The 3849-nt window shown below is 62.9% G+C and carries 4 protein-coding genes; 3 read left to right on the top strand and 1 reads right to left on the bottom strand.

All coding sequences use genetic code 11. From position 1 onward, the window contains the following. Positions 1 to 955 (top strand): DNA-directed RNA polymerase subunit alpha (locus EOA28_RS27995; protein ID WP_128315496.1); only part of this gene is annotated, 955 nt, incomplete at its 5' end. Between the two features lie 104 nt (positions 956 to 1059). Further along, on the top strand, positions 1060 to 1491 hold the full coding sequence (gene rplQ, locus EOA28_RS27990) for a 50S ribosomal protein L17 (RefSeq protein WP_126082799.1): 432 nt from the start codon (positions 1060 to 1062) through the stop codon (positions 1489 to 1491). A gap of 64 nt (positions 1492 to 1555) precedes the next feature. Here the strand turns inward: rplQ and EOA28_RS27985 are convergent, their stop codons facing one another. Next, a complete protein-coding gene (locus EOA28_RS27985) occupies positions 1556 to 2182 on the bottom strand; it encodes a hypothetical protein (protein ID WP_128315495.1) in 627 nt (208 codons plus the stop codon). 135 nt (positions 2183 to 2317) lie between these two features. On the opposite strand from EOA28_RS27985, the gene EOA28_RS27980 reads away from it, so the two are divergent. Further along, positions 2318 to 3805 (top strand): DegQ family serine endoprotease, encoded by a 1488-nt coding sequence (locus EOA28_RS27980; protein ID WP_127251513.1) that lies wholly within the window; start codon positions 2318 to 2320, stop codon positions 3803 to 3805. Positions 3806 to 3849 lie beyond the last annotated feature (44 nt).

Genomic DNA, 3849 nt, shown 5'->3' with positions numbered 1-3849 from the left:
GAAGAAGAAGACGCTGACCACGCTGGGGGCCGAGCCGCTCGAACGCGGCTTTGGCCTGACGCTGGGCAACGCGCTGCGGCGCGTGCTTCTGTCTTCGCTGCGCGGCGCGGCTGTCACCGCCGTGCAGATCGACGGCGTACTGCATGAATTCTCGTCCATCGCCGGCGTGCGCGAGGACGTGACCGACATCGTGCTCAACATCAAGGAAATCGCCATCCGCATGGAAGGCGATGGTCCCAAGCGCATGGTCGTGCGCAAGCAGGGCCCGGGCGCCGTGCTCGCCGGCGACATCCAGACCGTCGGCGACGTCGAGATCCTCAACCCCGACCACGTCATCTGCACGCTGGACGAGGGCGCCGAGATCCGCATGGAGTTCACCGTCGACACCGGCAAGGGCTATGTGCCCGCCGAGCGCAACCGCGCCGAGGACGCGCCGATCGGCCTGATCCCGGTCGACTCGCTCTACTCGCCGGTCAAGAAGGTCTCCTACAAGGTCGAGAACACCCGCGAGGGCCAGGTGCTCGACTATGACAAGCTGACCATGACCATCGAGACCAACGGCTCGATCTCGGGCGAGGACGCGGTCGCCTTCGCCGCCCGCATCCTGCAGGACCAGCTCGCGCTGTTCGTCAACTTCGACGAGCCGCAGAAGGAAGTCGCGACCGAAGCCGTCACCGAGCTCGCCTTCAACCCGGCGCTGCTCAAGAAGGTCGACGAACTCGAACTTTCGGTGCGTTCGGCCAACTGCCTGAAGAACGACAACATCGTCTATATCGGCGACCTGATCCAGAAGACCGAAGCCGAGATGCTGCGCACCCCGAACTTCGGCCGCAAGTCGCTGAACGAGATCAAGGAAGTGCTGGCGGCCATGGGCCTCCATCTCGGCATGGAAGTGCCGGACTGGCCGCCGGAAAACATCGAAGACCTCGCAAAGCGTTACGAAGACCAATATTGAGCATGAATTCCAAGGATCGGCGGCGCGAGCCGCTCGATCCGACGGTCATGCGGAAAACCATCAGAGGCCGTGGCCTCTTGAACAACTGAAGAAGGAAAAGAGCCATGCGCCACGGTTTCAAAGGCCGTCGTTTCGCCCGCAGCATCAGCCATCGTAAGTCGATGTTCGCCAACCTCGCCGTGTCTCTGATCGAGCACGAGCAGATCGTCACCACCCTGCCGAAGGCGAAGGACCTGCGTCCGATCGTCGAGAAGCTCGTCACGCTCGGCAAGCGCGGCGACCTGCACGCCCGCCGCCAGGTGATCGCGCAGATCGGCAATGAAGGCGTCGTCAAGCGCCTGTTCGAGACCCTCGCCCCGCGCTACGCCACCCGCAACGGCGGCTACCTGCGCATCATGAAGGCAGGCTTCCGCAAGGGCGACAACGCTGCCATGGCGGTCATCGAATTCGTCGACCGCGACACCTCGGCCAAGGGCGCCGCCGACCGCGCCCGCCTCGAGGCCGAGGGCGCTAATGAGGAAGCCGCGGCCGCCTGAGGCACGGATACTCCGAGAAAGCGTTCAAGGGGCCTTCGGGCCCCTTTGTACTTTTGCCTGCAACCTATCGAACCAGGTTCAGGTAGTCCTGGCCAGCCAGGCACTGCCAATTGAACACCCCGGGCAGCTCTTCGGTGGCCTTCCGCGGATAGGAGTAGATGCTGTCAACCTTGGTTCGAGAGTCGATATTCCGGACAAGTTGCAGCACGGTCGAACTGTTCAAAAATTCAATCACGTCGCGATTGCCGATGAAAGACGTGTCGACCTGGAAATGAATCCGGATGCCGCCGGCACAAACGTTCAGCAGGATGTCGTCGCTTAGCGCCGCGTAGTAGACGGAAGCCTGCGTGGGATCCCACAGGCCTGCTGCAAGGAATTCGGACGGCCTCGTTGCGCCGCTGAATCCATCTAGCGACACCTTCAGCTGTTTGGTCAAAGGTTCAAATTCACCCTCGAGTTGCGATGCCCCTTCGATCTGAAACCAATTCGTCGAGTGGGGTGCGATGCTGTCGAAGGAAATCTCCAGGTTGCCGAAGAACCAGTAGACCGGAATCGGGTCACCGTCGCTGATATTCCATCCGTCGGGTGACCCGAGCGCCTGTGCTATCTCGATAAGCCTCATGTCGGGCGACACCGGTCCCAAGACACCGGTCGCCAGGAAATCGCGGAAGGAAGCGAGCTGCTTTTTCATGAAACGGACAACAGTACCAGATTGCGGATACAGCTATAGCCGGTTACTGGCTGAAAATAATTCGATTTCATCGCCTTAGCCTTTCATTCTGCACAATCGTCGGGACAATGGCGCCCGATCTGGAGGGATTCGAAAATGCACCTCAAACGACTGTTTCTTGTTGCCGCGCTGGCCGTCTTCGCCGTGGCACCGGCCGCAAGACAGGCTTTTGCCGAGGATGCCGCCAAGCCGGCGGATCCGGGCCTCTCCGACGTGCTGACCGACCTGTTGCATGGCGTCGAGGGCGAGAATGGCACGTCCGGCCCCGACAAGCGGGTGCCGTTCGGCCGCGAGGAGGTGCAGCTCTCCTTCGCGCCGCTGGTCAAGCAGACCGCACCTGCGGTGGTCAATGTCTATGCCTCGCAGACCGCCAAGGTGACGTCACCTTTCGAGGGCGATCCCTTCTTCGAGGAGTTCTTCGGCCGCGCTCAGCCGCGCGCGCAGTCCTCGCTGGGCTCGGGCGTGCTGGTCGATCCAAGCGGCGTCATCGTGACCAACTTCCACGTCATCAAGGATGCCGATGAGGTGAAGGTCGCGACAGCCGACGGGCGCGAGTTCACCTCCAAGGTTATGCTCAAGGACGAGACGCTCGATCTTGCCGTGCTCAAGATTTCAGCCGACAAGCCGTTTCCGGTGATCGCGATCGGCGATTCCGACGCGCTCGAGGTCGGCGACCTGGTACTCGCCATCGGCAACCCGTTCGGCGTCGGCCAGACCACCACCAGCGGCATTGTCTCGGCGCTTGCCCGCAGCCATATCGGCGTTTCGGATTCGGGTTATTTCATCCAGACCGATGCGGCCATCAATCCCGGCAATTCCGGCGGCGCGCTGATCAACATGGGCGGCCAGCTGGTCGGCATCAACACGGCCATCTACAGCCGCAGCGGCGGCTCGATCGGCATCGGCTTCGCCATTCCCTCGAATATGGTGCGCGCCTTTGCCGACGCCGCCAAGGCCGGGCTCGACTTCTTCGAGCGGCCCTATATCGGCGCTGAATTCGAACTGGTGACGCCGCAGATCGCCGAATCGCTCGGCATGGAGAAGCCGACCGGCGCATTGGTTTCATCGGTCGAGGGCTCCGGCCCCGCCGGCAAGGCCGGCCTGAAGCCGGGCGACGTCATCCTGTCGCTCAACAACACGCCGGTCGAAAGCATCGAGGCGCTCGACTATCGCATGGCGACGCTGTCGATCGGCACCAAGGCGACCTTCGTCGTGCTGAGCAAGGGCCAGCAGGCGACGCTGGAAATCCCGCTGGAGCGCGCGCCGGAAGGCGCCAAGCCCAGCGAGGTCACCTTGCGCGGCCGCAGTCCCTTCGCCGGCGCCAAGGTCGCCGAGCTGTCGCCCAGGCTTGCCCAGCGGCTTGGCCTTCGCACCGACCTCAAGGGTGTCACCGTCATCGATATCAGTCGCGATTCGCCGGCCGCCGATTTCGGCTTCCAGCCCGGCGATATCGTGCGCGAGGTGAACGGCACCAGCATCGACACCGCGGCGACGCTGGCGCAAATTGCTCAGCAGGACACGCGCTGGTGGCGCTTTACCGTCGAGCGCGGCGGGCAGATACTGCGCCAGGTGTTGCGTTATTGAGGCGGTCTGCCCATTTAAGGCATGATCCCGAACCGAAGCTCCGC

This window comes from Mesorhizobium sp. M2A.F.Ca.ET.067.02.1.1, from assembly GCF_004023285.1.
Classification (GTDB): Bacteria; Pseudomonadota; Alphaproteobacteria; order Rhizobiales; family Rhizobiaceae; genus Mesorhizobium.
Note: the sequence above shows the minus strand (reverse complement) of the source record. Positions and strands in the feature narration are given on the sequence as shown.

Bases quoted from the DNA above. Each gene is read 5' to 3' on its own strand.
- rplQ (WP_126082799.1), top strand. From the start codon at position 1,060: ATGCGCCACGGTTTCAAAGGCCGTCGTTTCGCCCGCAGCATCAGCCAT.
- EOA28_RS27985 (WP_128315495.1), bottom strand. From the start codon at position 2,182: ATGAAAAAGCAGCTCGCTTCCTTCCGCGATTTCCTGGCGACCGGTGTC.
- EOA28_RS27980 (WP_127251513.1), top strand. From the start codon at position 2,318: ATGCACCTCAAACGACTGTTTCTTGTTGCCGCGCTGGCCGTCTTCGCC.